This is a genomic window from Bacillus methanolicus MGA3, from assembly GCF_000724485.1.
Lineage (GTDB): Bacteria > Bacillota > Bacilli > Bacillales > Cytobacillaceae > Bacillus_Z > Bacillus_Z methanolicus_A.
The window spans coordinates 1,829,177-1,845,348 of the sequence record NZ_CP007739.1 but is presented as its reverse complement, the minus strand read 5'-3'; the positions used below and the strand labels follow the sequence as shown (position 1 = coordinate 1,845,348).

General features: G+C 41.4%; 14 protein-coding genes and 2 pseudogenes. 13 read left to right on the top strand and 3 right to left on the bottom strand.

Annotated features, from left to right (window positions below; genetic code table 11):
- Positions 1–200 precede the first annotated feature (200 nt).
- The 4 genes and pseudogenes from BMMGA3_RS17345 to BMMGA3_RS08885 all read left to right on the top strand — a co-directional run.
- Positions 201–512, top strand: a pseudogene (locus BMMGA3_RS17345) (iron chaperone); the annotation flags it as partial.
- A gap of 22 nt (positions 513–534) precedes the next feature.
- Positions 535–906, top strand: a complete 372-nt coding sequence (locus tag BMMGA3_RS08895; RefSeq protein ID WP_038502179.1) for an iron chaperone — start codon at positions 535–537, stop codon at positions 904–906.
- Between the two features lie 22 nt (positions 907–928).
- Complete coding sequence (locus BMMGA3_RS08890; protein ID WP_004434504.1) at positions 929–1,300, top strand: iron chaperone; 372 nt, start codon at positions 929–931, stop codon at positions 1,298–1,300.
- Positions 1,301–1,747: 447 nt separating this feature from the next.
- On the top strand, positions 1,748–1,993 hold the full coding sequence (locus BMMGA3_RS08885; protein WP_004434503.1) for a helix-turn-helix domain-containing protein: 246 nt from the start codon (positions 1,748–1,750) through the stop codon (positions 1,991–1,993).
- Between the two features lie 3 nt (positions 1,994–1,996).
- On the opposite strand, the gene BMMGA3_RS17340 is transcribed toward BMMGA3_RS08885, so the two are convergent.
- Both BMMGA3_RS17340 and BMMGA3_RS08880 read right to left on the bottom strand, forming a co-directional pair.
- Positions 1,997–2,161: a hypothetical protein gene (locus tag BMMGA3_RS17340; protein ID WP_004434502.1), complete on the bottom strand. Its 165-nt coding sequence runs from the start codon at positions 2,159–2,161 to the stop codon at positions 1,997–1,999.
- Between the two features lie 361 nt (positions 2,162–2,522).
- Positions 2,523–3,866 carry an amino acid permease gene (locus tag BMMGA3_RS08880; RefSeq protein ID WP_004434500.1) on the bottom strand — a complete coding sequence of 448 codons (1,344 nt, stop codon included), beginning with the start codon at positions 3,864–3,866 and terminating at the stop codon, positions 2,523–2,525.
- 651 nt (positions 3,867–4,517) lie between these two features.
- Between BMMGA3_RS08880 and BMMGA3_RS08875 the strand changes: the two genes are divergently transcribed.
- Positions 4,518–5,942, top strand: a complete 1,425-nt coding sequence (locus tag BMMGA3_RS08875; protein ID WP_038502176.1) for an amino acid permease — start codon at positions 4,518–4,520, stop codon at positions 5,940–5,942.
- Between the two features lie 172 nt (positions 5,943–6,114).
- Here the strand turns inward: BMMGA3_RS08875 and BMMGA3_RS08870 are convergent, their stop codons facing one another.
- Entirely contained in the window at positions 6,115–6,372 is a 258-nt protein-coding gene (locus BMMGA3_RS08870) for a hypothetical protein (protein ID WP_004434492.1), read from the bottom strand.
- Between the two features lie 204 nt (positions 6,373–6,576).
- On the opposite strand from BMMGA3_RS08870, the gene BMMGA3_RS08865 reads away from it, so the two are divergent.
- The 8 genes and pseudogenes from BMMGA3_RS08865 (at position 6,577) to BMMGA3_RS08835 (ending at position 16,021) form a co-directional block, all read left to right on the top strand.
- Entirely contained in the window at positions 6,577–7,326 is a 750-nt protein-coding gene (locus BMMGA3_RS08865) for a class I SAM-dependent methyltransferase (protein ID WP_004434490.1), read from the top strand.
- A 300-nt stretch (positions 7,327–7,626) separates the two neighbouring features.
- Positions 7,627–8,358 (top strand): DsbA family oxidoreductase, encoded by a 732-nt coding sequence (locus BMMGA3_RS08860; RefSeq protein WP_004434488.1) that lies wholly within the window; start codon positions 7,627–7,629, stop codon positions 8,356–8,358.
- A gap of 327 nt (positions 8,359–8,685) precedes the next feature.
- Positions 8,686–9,600, top strand: coding sequence for a nucleoside hydrolase (locus BMMGA3_RS08855; RefSeq protein WP_004434486.1), 915 nt, complete (start codon positions 8,686–8,688; stop codon positions 9,598–9,600).
- 389 nt (positions 9,601–9,989) lie between these two features.
- A pseudogene (locus tag BMMGA3_RS18790) lies at positions 9,990–10,187 on the top strand (heterocycloanthracin/sonorensin family bacteriocin); the annotation flags it as partial.
- Positions 10,111–10,353, top strand: coding sequence for a hypothetical protein (locus BMMGA3_RS18785; protein WP_412150330.1), 243 nt, complete (start codon positions 10,111–10,113; stop codon positions 10,351–10,353). The pseudogene BMMGA3_RS18790 and the gene BMMGA3_RS18785, both read left to right, overlap by 77 nt.
- 160 nt (positions 10,354–10,513) lie before the next feature.
- Positions 10,514–12,478, top strand: a complete 1,965-nt coding sequence (locus tag BMMGA3_RS08845) for a putative thiazole-containing bacteriocin maturation protein (RefSeq protein WP_004434482.1) — start codon at positions 10,514–10,516, stop codon at positions 12,476–12,478.
- Positions 12,475–14,421: a TOMM precursor leader peptide-binding protein gene (locus BMMGA3_RS08840; RefSeq protein WP_004434480.1), complete on the top strand. Its 1,947-nt coding sequence runs from the start codon at positions 12,475–12,477 to the stop codon at positions 14,419–14,421. The genes BMMGA3_RS08845 and BMMGA3_RS08840 overlap by 4 nt, the downstream gene beginning before the upstream one ends.
- A gap of 22 nt (positions 14,422–14,443) precedes the next feature.
- Positions 14,444–16,021: a SagB family peptide dehydrogenase gene (locus BMMGA3_RS08835; protein WP_004434478.1), complete on the top strand. Its 1,578-nt coding sequence runs from the start codon at positions 14,444–14,446 to the stop codon at positions 16,019–16,021.
- The last annotated feature ends 151 nt before the right edge of the window (positions 16,022–16,172 follow it).

The following is a 16,172-nucleotide window of genomic DNA, read 5'->3' as shown; positions in this document are numbered from 1 at the left end:
TCAATAACGAGGTGATATTTTGCGAAAAATCGGTTATATAAGTGGAGTAACATTTTGACTTTATTAAGTATTTAGTGCATTTATTACTGGCAATTCTGGTAGAATATGTTTATAGAGGACGTGGCAGTGCTTTCAGTTCAGGGGGAGTCAACGAAGCACCATCCGTAAAGGAAGGTGTGTTTGCTTAAAAAGAGAGAGCCGAGCAGATTTTTGCGTGGATACTTGAGAAATTTCCAAACCTGGAGCCGCAAATCAAGTGGAACAAACCCACGTTTACCGATCACGGCACATACATCATTATGTTTGCCACAGCAAAGAATCATTTGAGCATTTTACCCGAAGAAGAGACAATGGTGCATTTTGCCGATGAAATCGCCCAAGCTGGCTACAGCGCTTCTTCACGCTTGTTCCGAATTCAATGGACTGAACCAGTTAATTACGAATTGCCAGAGAAGATAATTGAATTTAATAACAAGGAGAAGGCTGATAATTGGAATTTTTGGCGGCAATAGCATAATATCGAAGGAGGAAGACATGGAAGTTTTTGCAAAATATTTAGCAGGTATCGATAACCCCGACCACCGCAACCGAACTGAGGAAATTTTTGCGTGGGTTGCTAATAAATTCCCAAATTTGGAACCGCAAATCAAGTGGAACAAACCCACGTTTACCGATCACGGCACATACATCATTATGTTTGCCGCAGCAAAGAATCATTTGAGCATTTTACCCGAAGAAAAGACAATGGTGCATTTTGCCGATGAAATCGCCCAAGCTGGCTACAGCGCTTCCTCACGCTTGTTCCGAATTCAATGGACTGAACCAGTTAATTACGAATTGCTAGAGAAGATAATTGAATTTAATATCAAGGATAAGGCTGATAATTCGAAATTTTGGCGGCAATAGCATAATATCGATGGAGGAAGACATGGAAGTTTTTGCGAAATATTTAGCAGGTATCGATAACCCGGACCACCGCGCCCGAACAGAGGAAATTTTGGCGTGGGTTGGTAATAAATTCCCAAATTTGGAACCGCAAATCAAGTGGAATACGCCAATGTTTACCGATCACGGCACATTTATCATCGGCTTTTCCACAGCGAAGCATCATTTGAGCGTTTCACCCGAAGAAGTAGGCATTGCGCACTTTGCCGATGAAATCGCCCAAGCTGGCTACAGCGCTACCAAAGGCTTGTTTCGAATTCCGTGGAATGAGCCGGTAAATTACGAATTACTTGAGAAAATGATTGAATTTAATATTCAGGATAAAGCAGAATATACGAATTTTTGGCGGAAATAATACATCACACCTTATCAAAAATGCATGACACGAAAAAATGTCATGCGTTTTTGCAACTCAATTAAGACGCCAACAGCTCAATAGTAGCCGTATGCGAATGCCCGTCAAAATACTTCCCCAGCACATCAAAATACCGAGCATCCTTTAGGCTCTTTTTTTCATTACATTTTAGGAAAGAAGAATACCCTTCCTTTCTCTTATTCTTCTTCCAGGGATTTGAGTGCTGAATGTTTCCTAGGGAAGACTACTGCTTCGAGCATTTGTTCTTCACTGTTGAAGGAGGATATTCCTTTTTATCATTTCCCGACAGAAGACCCCCACTTAAGGAATGGGAAGGGCGAAGCCCAATGAGTAAGTGGGGGATGAATGTCGGTTGGCGATAGCAAAAACCTTCCTCACTATGCTATAATGAGAACAAATGTTCTCGATTAAAGCGAGGAGAACGTCATGATCGTTCACAAAGCCTATAAATTTCGTATCTATCCAAACAAAAAACAAATGGAACTCATTAACAAAACGATTGGCTGTTCAAGGTTCGTTTTTAACTTCTTTCAAGCTAAGCAGAAAGCAAAGGACGCTTACTGGCATATTTGCGAAGAAATGGTTCAAAATGTAAGCTTCCAAAGATTAATTGGAAGGGTGAATACTTCAACAAGAAAGAAACCATATGTTTATAAATCTTCTGGTAAATGATATTTATACATTTCTAACCCATCTTTGCGTTTTAGTTTTTTCAATATCTGACTGCCCTTCATGAAACAATTCATTGATTTTTTTCTGAATTAATGGATGAGAAAAATCGACAACTTTTAATTCTTCCAGATAGTCCATTAAATTAGTAGACTCAGGAATTAGTTCCATTTTAGCTCCCCTTTACCAAATTATTCATAATTATACAAATAATTAAATAAAAATGCAATGATGATTTTATTCGAACAAATCAGCCTTACTATATGATCCAATTTTATACTTTTCTATTATTCAAAAAAGAGGTTGGCAAACTATTCGCCAACCTCATTTAGTCATTTATATCATCGTCTTTTCTTTTCTGTGGTAAAGGGGCGGAGCTGCGCCAACAAAAATAGAAATGCCAACCTATTATTAGCAAGATACATGTTTAGCTTTGTAAATTTTTTTAGCTTGGCTCCGCTCACACCGCCTTATTTTGTTAGTTATGTTTTTAAATGAGACCTATTTCCATATTAGGGTTGAGAATAAAAACTCAAGAAAGTTTTCTGTTTCTTGTAATGAAAGAGAGTGTTGTCACTATCAATAATATGAAAAAGCAAACTGTTGTGCCGATAATATTTTCTTTATTGAAAATAAAAGAGATGAAGATAATCAATAAAGAAACAATGGCAAATATTGTTGTGTATGGGAACCATTTTATCTGGAAGAATGGTTTCTCTTTATATTGGGAACGGAGTTTTAATTGAGCGAAACAAATACTTGTCCAAATTAACATCACGGTAAAACCAGGTATGGACATAAGATAACTGATCACTTGATCAGGAGTCATATATGCCAAAAACACGCCAATTAATAGAAAAGTTCCAGTAATTATAATGCCATTGATCGGTACTCCTTGCTTCGTAATTTTTAATAATCTTTTCGGGGCCTCGCCGCTTTGAGCCATAGAATATAACGTTCTTGAGGTAGCATACATACCAGAGTTTGCTGCTGATAATACAGCTGTTAAAAGGACAAAATTCATAATATGAGCAGCTCCTGGAAGTCCTGTTATGCTGAACACCTGTACAAATGGACTATCTTCACCTGAAACTTTATTCCAAGGCATTAAGCCGCAAATAATAAGAATAGGAAGAATATAAAAAAGGATGACTCTCCAAACGACCCCTTTTATCACTTTCGGTAATACTTGTTTTGCATCTTTCGTTTCTTTAACAGCTACACCAATCAATTCGGCACCGCCATATGAAAACATTACGACTAAAAAAGCACTCAAAATACCACCAATTCCATGAGGAAAGAACCCGCCATTTGTAGTGTAATTAGATAAAGGATCTTGAATCGAACTAGGGAGTATTCCTAATAAAATAAAAAATCCTAAAATAATAAAGGCGATTAATGCCAATATTTTTATTCCTGCAAACCAAAACTCTAGCTCGCCATAATACTTCACTTGAAATAAATTAATCCCCACAATCACAACTGCACAAAGGAAACTTAGCAGCCATAACGGGGCATCCGAAAACCAAAATTTTAAGAAACTTCCTGCAGCTAAAATTTCGACAATGGTTACAATAATCCAATTGATCCAATAAAGCCATCCAACAATAAAGGATACGCGAAAACCGAAAGCTTTATAGATCAGATTCTGAACATTCAACTCAGGATAAACAATCGCCATCTCAGCCAACGACGCCATGACGATAAATAATAACAGTCCGCCTAAAAGATAGGCAAAAATGACACTCGGCCCCGCTATATTTAACGTATCTGAACTTCCTTTAAAAATCCCCGTTCCAATCATGCCGCCTAAAGCTATTAACTGTACGTGTCTAGGTAATAAACCTTTCTTTAACTCTTGTTGATTTTTTTCCATGCTGCTCCTGCCTTTCAAAAGATTTTGTACAAAAAATAATTAATAATATTCAGTTAAAATCCCTGCTGGGAATCCAGCAGGGACAAATAACATTTGCGGATACCGCCAGGCTGTTTCCAAGATGATTAACGCTTCTGCTTATATTAAGTTTTCTTCGTTTTCCTTCGAAAAACTATTCACTGAAAGAGTGTTATTCTTACTTGTTTGCTTGTTTACAATAATAGTTTATTAAAAGAAACTCCACTTTAATCCTTTAAAGCTTTATACCAAATAAGTGACAATATTTATTCTAGTGTTTTTTCTTTTCATTTGTCAATCCTTTTATGGCAAAGGTTTGTTTAATAAAAACATGATCAGAGACAGAGACTTCTCTATGATTGAAAATTCTTAATAATTCTTTAGTAATTTACCAATTTACTAAACTAAAATATTATTTTAAAATATTATACGTGAATAGAAAGAGGGAGAGTTAGTTATGTTTCATTTCAAATCATTGGAACATTTTTATCTTGATCATTGAATCATCGTTCTTGCTTGAAAATTTCGGCTGGCGGCATAATTCATTCTTGTGTCTGTGTTGCTGTTATGCCATATATGTAGTCTTTACAAACAAGTTTTTGTGGGTGATGAAAGAAAGGTGAGTTATAAAAAATGAGTAACAAAAAGTGGGGGTTATTGATCCTGACAACATTTGTCATAGGAAATATGGTAGGCGGTGGAATATTTATGCTGCCTGCTAATTTAGCGCAAGTCTCAAGCCCGCTGGGTTCTACTCTTGCGTGGGGAGTTACCGGGTTAGGTGTGTTTATGATCGCTCTTGTATTCGGAAATTTAGCTATCAGAAGACCGGATTTGAAGGCAGGGCCTCAGAGTTATGCTCAAGCAATGTTTTCATCGCCAAAAGCAGGAAAAATTGCAGGATATAGTATGGCTTGGGGATACTGGTCTGCTAACTGGGCTGCAACAGCTTCAGTGATTATCACATTTGCTGGATATTTATCAACCTTTTTTCCGATTATGCAGAGCGTGAAACCATTGTTCGCGATCGGTTCATTTCAGTTAGAGTTAGGGAAAACGATCACGTTCCTTGTTTGCACGGTGATGCTATGGGGAATTCAATGGATTCTCACGCAAAACTTTCATTATGCGGGAAAAATGAATCTTGTTGCGACAGTCGCAAAAGTACTTGGATTTGCTTTATTTATAGCTTTGACAATTTTTATATTTGACGCAGCAAATCTTGGAAACGGGAAAGAGTTTGTTGATTCATCCGGAAATCATGTTTTATTAGGCGGTCAAATAAATGCAGCCGCGATTGCTACCCTTTGGGCTTTTATTGGTATCGAATCAGCTGTGATGCTGTCAAACCGCGCAAAATCTCAAAGTGATGTAAGGAAAGCAACCATTATTGGGTTAGTGGTCTCTATTATGATTTATGTTGGAATCACTTTATTAACTATGGGAGCATTAACGCAAGATCAGCTTAGAGAATCTCAAAAACCTTTAGTGGATGCCTTAGAGGCTGTTATTGGAAGCAACGGTGCAGCCATTATGGCACTACTTGCCCTTATTTCTCTTTTCGGATCAACAGTAGGATGGATCGTTGTGAGTTCAGAGGTTCCATACCAGGCAGCAAAGGTACAATTATTTCCTGCATTTTTCGCGAAGACCAATAAAAAAGGAAGCCCTGTAAATTCTCTGACACTAACAAACATCATGACTCAACTCTTCCTTTTTTCAACGGTTTCCCGAACAATAGCAGAAGCATATGATTTCGCGATTGTCGTTGCTACATTAGCCTATTTAATTCCATATCTTGTATCGACCATCTACCAATTAAAAATCGTTATAAAAGGTGAAACATACGATAAAATAAAGGGTTCCAGAAAAGTTGATGGAGTGGTAACGATTCTGGCTTTCCTTTATTCTCTATGGGTTATTAAAACTGGAACCGGTGACATGAAAACCTTTTTACTAGGGATTGGTTTGTTTATTTTTGGCTTGCTGCTATATCCATTCATCATGAAATCCACACTGAAAGTACGTGAAAAAGTAAAGCAGCCTAATCATGCTTGAAAGAGACTCACCTAAAAGTGCTTAGCACCCATCTGAAGTTATTTAATATATAGTAGAAACATTGATCATATTTTCAATATTAAGTAACGAAGGGTGCTTAGCTCTTTGTTTTAGGTCAGTTTTCTCTCTTTATTCAAAGTGAATAAAAAATCCTCGATTTTATTAGGTTCTATCACCAGAAAAATGGAATGAACGCCAATGATGCGATTGCTCCTAAGGCAACTCCAAAAGCAAAGCCAGTTCCAACGCCCCAGCCCCAAGGATAACCGAATCCCCCAAAGTTCCGGGTTCTGCCAAAGGGACGAAGAAATACTCGGTTCGGAGAAACTCTCTCAATAATACCTCGGTGGATACGGCCGTCATGCGTCCGTATTTGTACAGCTCTTCCAATGCCGCGGTTGCACATATCGTAATAACGTGCTGCAGACATAATCAATACACCTCCAATATACTTGTTTAATTTCCTACCCTTTACTAGGTTATGTCCACAAGTTGTTGTTTGAATAGTTATATACACAAGGCGAATGTGGAAAAGCAGTTGAAATTTGTATTTTTACGAATTGAATGATGTGTCAATTTTGGGGGTTCATCATAAAATAGACCATCTTATTTTCAAACTGGAGGAGTTGATGTCGTGAGTGTTTCATATCAAGATGCTTTAGCGTATTACGGAATAGATGGAGCGCACCCTGGCGGATTTGCGCTAACGAAAAAAATGTTGAAAAATGAAAGGATTCATCGTCATACAAAAATTCTTGATGCAGGGTGTGGAACCGGTCAAACATCTTCATATTTGGCAAAAACTTTTTCTTGCAATGTTTACTCCATAGATAATCATCCGGAAATGATCAAGAAAGCAACTCAAAGAATTACCGAAGAAAACCTTCCCGTAAAAATTTTCAAAGGAAATATTGAAAAACTGCCTTTTTCAAACGATTCATTCGACTATATCCTTGCTGAATCATCAACTGCCTTTACGAATATCTCGAAAACATTAAAGGAATATTTTCGAGTACTTAAGCCGAGCGGGTTGTTGCTAAATATTGATATGACTGCTGAACAAAGATTAAACAGAAATGAAAAAGCAGAAATTATGAAGTTTTATGAAATGAAAGATATATTGACTGAAGAAGAATGGATAAAGGCAATGAAACGGGCAGGCTTCAAAAAAGTGGAAGTACTAAAAGCGAATTCCGTTCTGGAGGAATTAGACGAATATACATTAGAGGAAAACGAATTATCTGAACATATTCACTCCACTCAATTGGATCCAAAAATCGACGATGTCATTCAAAGACATCAAAAATTATTAATCTCTTATGGAGAAAAATTGGGGTATCGTGTTTTCAAGGCAAAAAAAATTGATTTTCTCCGTTATGCCTGACTAAGTAAATCCAACATAATAACAATGGAAACGATGATTCTGAATCAAAACATAAATCCTGGAAAAAGGGATAGGAAAAGAATTGGAATAGAATAGAAGAGCAGCTGGCCATCGGTTAGGGTGCTCTTTTTTCTTTGGAATAAACTATTTCATAACTTTCTCTTTTTTTGTAATTGATCAGAACTTTAGTAGATTGTAAACGTTCATTTTATTGAGTTGTACTCTTTTGAGCATTCAATCCATAGATTTCATAGTGAGTGTGTTACTATGTTATTAATGACGAACAAATGAGGTGTTAAAATGAAAATTGAAATTTGGTCTGATTTTGTATGTCCGTTTTGTTATATCGGGAAGCGCAGGTTAGAACAGGCGCTGGCTCAATTTCCATATAAAGATCAAGTAGAGATTGAATATAAAAGCTTTGAACTTGATCCGAATGCACCAAAAGAGAGTGATAAAAATATTCACGAATTACTTGCAGCAAAATATAGAATGAGTGTCGAACAAGCAAAACGATCGAATGAAGGTATTAAGCAGCATGCAGCCAGCGTGGGTTTGGATTTTCACTTCGATACGATGAAGCCGACAAATACATTTGATGCCCATCGTTTAGCTAAATTTGCAAAAAAAAATGGAAAAGAAGCTGAAATCACTGAGAAATTGCTTTATGCGTATTTCACAGAATCAAAGCACATTGGTGATCATGAAACACTGGCAGATATCGCAGAAGCAGCCGGATTAGACCGGCAAGAAGCATTAAATGTCCTTCAAGATAAGAATGCTTATGCAAATGATGTACGAATTGACGAAGCAATTGCACAGCAATATGGCATTCGCGGGGTACCGTATTTTGTCATCAATCAAAAATATGCGATCTCAGGTGCACAGCCAATGGAAACATTCGTGAATGCACTTCAAAAAGTATGGCAAGAGGAATCATCTGCACCAAAATTCCAGGATCTTTCAACAGAAGCAGCAGAAGATGCTAGCTGTGTTGATGGAAATTGTGTGATTCCGAATAGACAGGAGTAGAATCTGTTTATAGTTTAGGTGAAAAGTGACGAGCGTGGCGAAGGAAAACGTGAATCATTCATTTGATGAAAAGTGTCTCGAAGGTATAACTTTTGGGGCACTTTTTTGATTTACTTGTGTAAAGAATTGCCATTGTTGTTCGTTTCAATCTTGATGCGCAAGGAAGTTCAGTAATTATCGGATTTACAAAAGATCAAATTTTTTTATAATTTTAATAAAATGTTTTCTCAATAAGTGTTGCGAGAACCTTGAAAAGAAGATTGAACATCTTGAACAAGTTTCTATTGTCCAAAAGTGTAGAAAAAATAGATGTAAAGGGGTATTTGAATGTCTAAACCAATTATTATTGATTGTGATCCAGGGATTGATGATGCAATAGCAATTCTTCTTGCAATTGCTTCAGAGGAACTGGACGTTAAACTCATTACAACTTGTGCAGGGAATCAAACAATAGAGAAGATTACTAGCAACGCTTTAAAGTTAGTAAGTTTTATTGGCGAGGAACAAATTGAAGTCGCAAAAGGGGCTGACAAACCATTACTCAGAGATTTGGTCGTTGCTTCTGAAGCACATGGCGAATCAGGATTTGGAGAAATAGATTTAGGAGAACCTACCTGTTCAGTAAGTCAACGGTCGGCATTGGAAGCGATGAGGGATGTAATATTAACTTCCGATCAAAAAGTGGCCATTGTCGCAATTGGACCGCTCACCAATATCGCTCTTTTAGTAAAATCTTATCCAGAGGTCGTTGCCAAGATTGAACAACTTTCAATCATGGGAGGGGCTTGTTTTGGCGGAAATCGGACGCCTGTAGCCGAATTCAATATTTATGTAGATCCGGAAGCCGCTCAGATTGTTTTCAACTCGGGAATTCCAATTACAATGTTTGGACTGGACGTTACACATCAAGTTCCGATGTTTAAAGAGGAAATTGAACGAATTCGCCATATTGGCAATCAAACAGGTAAAATCGTTGCGGGCATGTTGGATTTCTATTTTCGAGGCGATCGGGTTGATGCCATTCATGATCCTTGTGCTGTAGCCTACCTTATCGATCCATCGTTATTTACAGTAATTCCTTGCAATGTTGAAGTTGAAACAAAAGGCGAATTTACAAGGGGACAAACCGTTGTAGATAAAAATAATATAACAGGCAAGCAAAAAAATGCGAATGTCGCGTTTGAAGTGGACAGAGAAAGACTTGTAGAGATGATTTATGAGGCGATAAAGAAATTAAAATAAGCAATGTGATCAACCTTCTGGCAGTTTGAATATTTAATTGACGGAGAGTAAGTAAAGATACTCTCCGTTTTTTGTATGAAAAAGAATACGAATCTAATAAGCTTAAAAATTGAGTGTTTTACATGATCCCCACGACAATATTTGTACCCTCCCGCCTTATTCTCATGTGACCCATCCTGTTTTCGTTTTGAATGGTTTTACCGAAGACCCAAAAGAATGGGTGTTTGAATCAGTAACAATACCTAAATATCGTACATATTTTGTTGGGGAGAGTATTCGAAATAGTAATGGATCCGCCTATTACAAAGTTGTTTTTGTGATTTTACTCGTTTTGTTTCCCTTTCCATGTTGCTGGCGCCCTTTGTTAACTTATTTTAGGAGGTATAAAAATGAATGATTTCCAAACTGAACTCCAAATGTTGAATATCGGTGATTTCCATGCGAACGAGGCAGTTCCTTTGGACCCAAACATGTACTATATTGATCAAACTAGACAATTCGGTGGTATGGGTGGTTTTGGCCGTTGTTTTAGTTGCTTTAGTTGTTCTAATTGCTTTAATTGTTCTAATTGCGTTAGTTGCTTTAGTTGCTTTCGCTGCTTTAACTGCTTTAGTTGTTCCCGTTGTTCTAATTGCTCTCGTTGCTCTAATTGCTCTCGCTGCGGCGGCGGTCGTTGTGGCGGCGGTCGTTGTGGCGGCGGTCGTTGCGGCGGATAATCGTTCTAGTTTTCTAACGAAAACCGTGGTTTCCTAAGGAGAAGAGGCCGAAGCTGTCTCATAAGGGTCTGACCCTTAGGCTTTTGAGACAGCCTCTCTTCTCTATAAGATTAGACATAAGGGACAAATTGCTATACATAGGATGATAGTGGTGATGATGCAGATTTAAGAACAGCTATGGCTAAAGGAGGAGCGAAATGACAATTTTGAACCCTTCTATGCGTCTGAAAGTGAAAAGGGACACGTTTTTTCTCCCTGATCCAAACAGAGGTGTGTATTTTCGGAACAACTTAAGTTCTTTTCGTATGGAAGGCAGTACGATCGATCAATGGGTTGAAAAGCTGATACCGATGTTCAACGGGGAGTACACGTTGGGGAAATTGACAGAAGGATTGCCGGGTCCATACCGGGACAGGGTGTATGAAATTGCAGAGGTCCTGTATCGAAATGGGTTTGTTCGAGATGTGAGCCAAGATCGTCCGCATCAATTGACGGATCAGGTTCTTAAAAAGTATGCTTCTCAAATTGAATTTGTTGACAGTTTTGTCGATTCGGGGGCGTACCGTTTTCAAGCGTATCGTCAGGCCAAAGTGTTGGCAGTTGGCTCAGGCCCTTTTTTTCTTTCGTTGGTTTCTTCGTTGATTGAATCCGGATTGCCCAAGTTTCAAGTGTTAATCACAGACACGGTACCGACCAATAGACGGCGGCTGATGGAACTCGTGGCACATGCCCGTAAAACAGATCCTGAGGTGGCGGTAGAGGAGGTCACACTAACGAAGGAGGAGGTAAGTTCTTGGCGGGAAATTGTACAGCCGTTTGATTCGATTTTGTATGTATCTCAGGAGGGTGATGTTGAAAATCTACGGCTTCTTCATAAGGTTTGCAAGGAAGAGAAAAAGGTGTTTCTCCCCGCTATATGCTTGCAGCAAGTGGGGCTGGCGGGTCCGTTCGTGCATCCGGATTCTGACGGGTGCTGGGAGTCTGCTTGGCGTCGCATCCACCAATCTGTGTTATGCAAAGATCAGCAATTACCTGCCTTCTCTTCCACAGCCGGAGCGATGTTGGCCAATGTGATCGTGTTTGAATTGTTTAAAGAAGTTACCGGAGTTAGCAAACTGGAACAGAAAAATCAATTTTTTCTGCTTGATTTGGAAACGTTGGAAGGAAACTGGCATTCGTTCATGCCTCATCCACTGGTGACCGGACGTACATCAGCTAAATGGGTTGAGGATTTCGATATTCGGCTCGATCAAGGCTTGAGCAAAGGTGAGCCGGGTGAACTGCTTCTTTATTTTCACCAGTTGGCATCAGAGGAATCAGGGATTTTCCATATTTGGGAAGAGGGAGATTTAAAGCAGCTGCCATTGGCTCAGTGCCGTGTTCAGGCAGTTGATCCGTTGTCGGAGGGACCGGCTGAGCTGTTGCCAGACCTTGTTTGTACAGGACTGACGCATGAGGAAGCACGAAGGGAGGCGGGTCTGTCCGGGATTGAAGCGTATGTGTCACGAATGGCCGGTTTACTCGCTGCGACACTGCCTCCACATCAGGAAATAGAGAATAGTATGGTAAAACCGCAGGAATTTGTTGGGGTTGGATCAGGAGAAACGTTTGCAGAAAGTATTTGCCGTGGGCTGCAAAAGTGTTTGGATGAGGAGCTGAGAAAGCAACAGATCAATAAGAAGAATCTTGTTGCTCCGGTGCAGTTGAGCGCGATAGAAGATGAACGCTGCCGGTTTTATTTGCAGGCACTGACCACGATGCAGGGAACACCAATGATCGGCTTAGGTGAGGAAGTATCCGGTTTTCCTGTAGTATGGGTCGGTACGAGTGGCGGTTGGTATGGCAGTACAGGTTTGAATATAACATTGGCGCTGCGGAAAGCGTTGCAGCAAGCGCTTGTGAAGGCACAAAATCGAGCGGATAGACTCACGACACAAGCGTTTAAAGTTTCGTCCGTGCTTCTTGAAGAAAAGGCGCCGCTAAACCTTATGATCCCCGCCTGTGAGGAGACGGCACAATTCGAAGTTTTGCAGTCCGCTATGAAAATCTTGGAACGAAACTGCAAGCGGCTTTCGGTCTTTGAACTAGAGATGGAACCATTTTTGAAGGAGAAACTGGCAGGAGTGTTTGGTGTGTTGCTGCGAGAGGAGGAATCACGGTGAGTGCAGTCGTGGCGGTTGTCGGAGAAGGGTTGTTGGCAGACCGCGTATGCGGAGATCTGTCCTCTCAATATCAGGTAGTTCGTCAAACCGATTTTGAGTCAGGAATACCGGAATCGATTGATTTGGCTCTGGTGCTGCACGATGCTTGGAATCCTTCTGTTCATCAAAAGGCGGAAGAGGTGTTGCAGCCAACCGGCATTCCTTGGCTGCGAGGCTTCGTTTCATTTGGCGAGGGCGTGGTCGGTCCGCTCGTTCGCCCGGGAACGCCGGGGTGCTCCCAGTGTGCGGATCATCGGCATCTCATGGCAGGACCAGACCGTAAAGAGATGTGGGAGATACAACAGAGACTGGAGGCGCACGGTGGAATGTCGAGCGACTCGTGGGCGTCGCTTACGGGACTTTTGCAAATGGCTCACCTGATCGAGGCAGAGGTAAAAAGGGTATTGCATGGTGATCAGGCGCATTCGGAAGGAAGAGTATATTTAATCAACTTGAAAACACTGAAGAGTTCTTGGCATTCTTTTCTTCCCTACCCGTTGTGTTCGGTCTGTGGCCAATTACCCGAGGATTCACCGGATGCGGCCAGAATTTCGCTGCAGTCAAGTCCAAAGATCAGCACCGACAGTTTCCGCTGCCGTTCGATGGATGACCTGAGTAAAGTTTTAGTCAAAGACTATCTGGATTATCGGACTGGCTTTTTGAATGGTAAAATGTATGACCTTGTGACGCCATTTGCAGATGCCAGTGTCAATCTGCCTTTGTTTACGGCGGACGAGGGAGCAGCAGGCCGGACTCATTCATACGCGGTAAGTGAGTTGACTGCCATTTTGGAAGGGTTGGAGCGGTACTGCGGCCTCGAACCCCGCGGCAAACGGACAGTAGTCTATGACAGTTTCCGCAATCTGGAAGATCAAGCGCTCAATCCTATAAAGGTAGGGGTGCACGAAAAGGAACAGTATGCGCGGCCTGGATTTCCATTTAAACCGTTTGATCCTGATCGCCCAATGAATTGGGTTTGGGGCTATTCATTTTTGCAAGAGCGTCCGATTTTGGTTCCGGAGCTGCTTTCCTATTACAGTTTGGGCTGCGGACGGCAGGGATTTGTCTATGAAACTTCAAACGGATGCGCGTTAGGCGGAAGTTTGGAGGAGGCCATTTTCTACGGTATTTTGGAAGTGGTGGAGCGTGATTCGTTCCTGATGACTTGGTATGGGCAGATGCCCCTCCCGCGTCTTGACCCTTATTCCGCTGATGACCAAGAACTGCAGTTGATGATCGACCGTATTCGGGCGGTGGCGGGATATGATCTGTATTTTTTTAACTCAACGATGGAGCACGGAATTCCAAGCGTTTGGGCGTTGGCGAAAAACAGGAAGCCAAAGGGATTGAATCTTATCTGTGCGGCAGGCGCTCATCTTGACCCGGTACGGGCGGTGAAAAGTGCGGTTCACGAATTGACTGGGATGATGCTGAATCTTGACGAGAAATTTGAGGCGAACCGGAAGGAGTATGTGCGAATGCTGCATGATTCTTCTCTGGTACAGGACATGGATGATCATGGCATGCTGTACGGTTTGCCGCAAGCCGAAGAGCGCCTTCAGTTTTTGTTGGATGAACATCGTCCGTTGCGAACGTTTGAAGAGGAATTCAATTGGAAGTCAAGTCATGCAGACCTAACCGATGATCTGAAGGACATTCTTCAGGTGTTTCGTCGATTGGACCTTGATGTGATTGTTGTGGACCAAACGACACCAGAAATCAGACGGAACGGTTTGTATTGCGTGAAAGTGCTGATTCCGGGGATGCTGCCGATGACATTCGGTCATCACCTTACCCGCATAAGAGGGCTGGAGAGGGTGCTCCGGGTGCCAATGGAACTCGGGTATGCGAAACAACCGCTGACACTTGAACAACTCAATCCACACCCGCATCCGTTTCCATAAGCGGTAACTAGGAGGTTGGAGGATGAGTCTAGAGGAATTATTATACAATCTACATTTTGACATTGAAAAGGCAAGCCCGCCGGACTGGGAAGTGGATTGGGAAGATGCACCGCTTGCTTATAAGCTCTACCGTGGTCTGCCAACAGTTCCATTGTCGCTTGAAGTACCGCTGACACTTGAAGGATATGAACCACCCGCAAAGCCTGATCTACGCAGAATCGGTCATTTTCTCTGGTATGTTTACGGCCTTACTCAATTTTCTCAGTCAGTCTTTCCATTGGATCCCATAGAACAAGCGGCAGACCTCATGCAGTCTTACCGGCGGTTTGCTCCTTCCGGTGGTGCATTGTATCCAAACGAAGTGTACGTGTATCTGAAAATCGAGGATTTGCCAGCCGGGGTGTACCATTATGATGTGGCACACCACCGCTTAGTATTGCTGCGAGAAGGCAATTTCGATTCATATATAGCCAGGGCTCTTGGCAACCGCTTTGAAGTGACCTCTTGTTTTGGCACTGTTTTTGTGTCGACCATGTTTTGGAAAAATTTCTTTAAATACAATAACCTTGCCTACCGTCTACAAGGGTTGGATGCCGGAGTACTGATTGGACAGTTGCTGGAAGTGGCGAAACGGTTTGGCTTCGCATCGGGGGTGTACTTTCAATTTCTTGATCGGGCCATCAACCATCTGCTTGGGATATCCGAACAGGAGGAGAGCGTGTATGCGGTGATCCCGCTATCGGTGGAACCTACAAGCTGGTTTTCTAACGGGAGAGACATTGACGGGATTGCCTCTGCCGCCGAATTGTGCCGAGAATTGACAGCGATTCAGCATCATCACTACGTCCGGTCACGGAGGATCAAAGAGTATCCGATGTTAACCAAGTTGAATGAAGCATCTATGCTGGAATCAACGCGATCGTTTCGACAGATCAAGGCAAAGGAGAGTATAACTGTTGAGGGGCAAGAGACAGCTCTGCCTCATGTGAATCGGTTGTTGTATGATCTGGCATCGGTCTGCCGAAAACGATATTCACCGGACATGGATTTCGTTTTGGGAAAGGTAAGTCAACTGAAACTGGCCACTCTGCTGCAAGAGGCAACGGCTTCCTTCTCATATCGAAATGATTTGGATGGAGCACATAAGAAGCACGAGCCCCGCGTCTCACTATATGGCTGTATATACAATGTAGAAGGCATTACGGATGGTGCATATCACTATGACAGTACTGCACATGCGCTGCAACAGATTCATCCCGGAGATCATCGACTACGGCTGCAATACGGAATGTCACTTGATAATGTAAATTTGATTCAAGTACCACTCTGCCTGCATGTGGCAGGAGACAAGGATTACTTCAAAACGGAACTTGGATACAGAGGATACCGAATCCAGCAAATGGAAGCCGGTATGCTCGTGCAACGGTTGCTGTTAGCGGCGTCAGCCCTCGGGATGGGGGGGCACCCACTCCTCGGGTTTGATGCGAACTTGTGTGATGAAATTTATAAGATGGATTCACAAAGAAAAACGAGCCTAATCCAAATCCCGATTGGCCCTTATCGACATCGCCCTTGGTTGAAGGGAAGTTTACATGGTTAAATAATAATGAGTTTACTCGGAATCAACTTACCTCAGGAAACCGCGTCAAATCAACATTTGGTGCGGTTTATTTTTCGTTGAATAATCTTTTCCTTTGATCTGGTTGAATAATCTTTTCCTTTGATCTGTTGGTTTTTGATGTTGCAAAGTG

Excerpts from the sequence above, each read along its gene's own strand:
- BMMGA3_RS08895 (WP_038502179.1), top strand. The coding sequence starts at position 535 with ATGGAAGTTTTTGCAAAATATTTAGCAGGTATCGATAACCCCGACCAC.
- BMMGA3_RS08890 (WP_004434504.1), top strand. The coding sequence starts at position 929 with ATGGAAGTTTTTGCGAAATATTTAGCAGGTATCGATAACCCGGACCAC.
- BMMGA3_RS08885 (WP_004434503.1), top strand. The coding sequence starts at position 1,748 with ATGATCGTTCACAAAGCCTATAAATTTCGTATCTATCCAAACAAAAAA.
- BMMGA3_RS17340 (WP_004434502.1), bottom strand. The coding sequence starts at position 2,161 with ATGGAACTAATTCCTGAGTCTACTAATTTAATGGACTATCTGGAAGAA.
- BMMGA3_RS08880 (WP_004434500.1), bottom strand. The coding sequence starts at position 3,866 with ATGGAAAAAAATCAACAAGAGTTAAAGAAAGGTTTATTACCTAGACAC.
- BMMGA3_RS08875 (WP_038502176.1), top strand. The coding sequence starts at position 4,518 with ATGAGTAACAAAAAGTGGGGGTTATTGATCCTGACAACATTTGTCATA.
- BMMGA3_RS08870 (WP_004434492.1), bottom strand. The coding sequence starts at position 6,372 with ATGTCTGCAGCACGTTATTACGATATGTGCAACCGCGGCATTGGAAGA.
- BMMGA3_RS08860 (WP_004434488.1), top strand. The coding sequence starts at position 7,627 with ATGAAAATTGAAATTTGGTCTGATTTTGTATGTCCGTTTTGTTATATC.
- BMMGA3_RS08855 (WP_004434486.1), top strand. The coding sequence starts at position 8,686 with ATGTCTAAACCAATTATTATTGATTGTGATCCAGGGATTGATGATGCA.
- BMMGA3_RS08845 (WP_004434482.1), top strand. The coding sequence starts at position 10,514 with ATGACAATTTTGAACCCTTCTATGCGTCTGAAAGTGAAAAGGGACACG.
- BMMGA3_RS08835 (WP_004434478.1), top strand. The coding sequence starts at position 14,444 with ATGAGTCTAGAGGAATTATTATACAATCTACATTTTGACATTGAAAAG.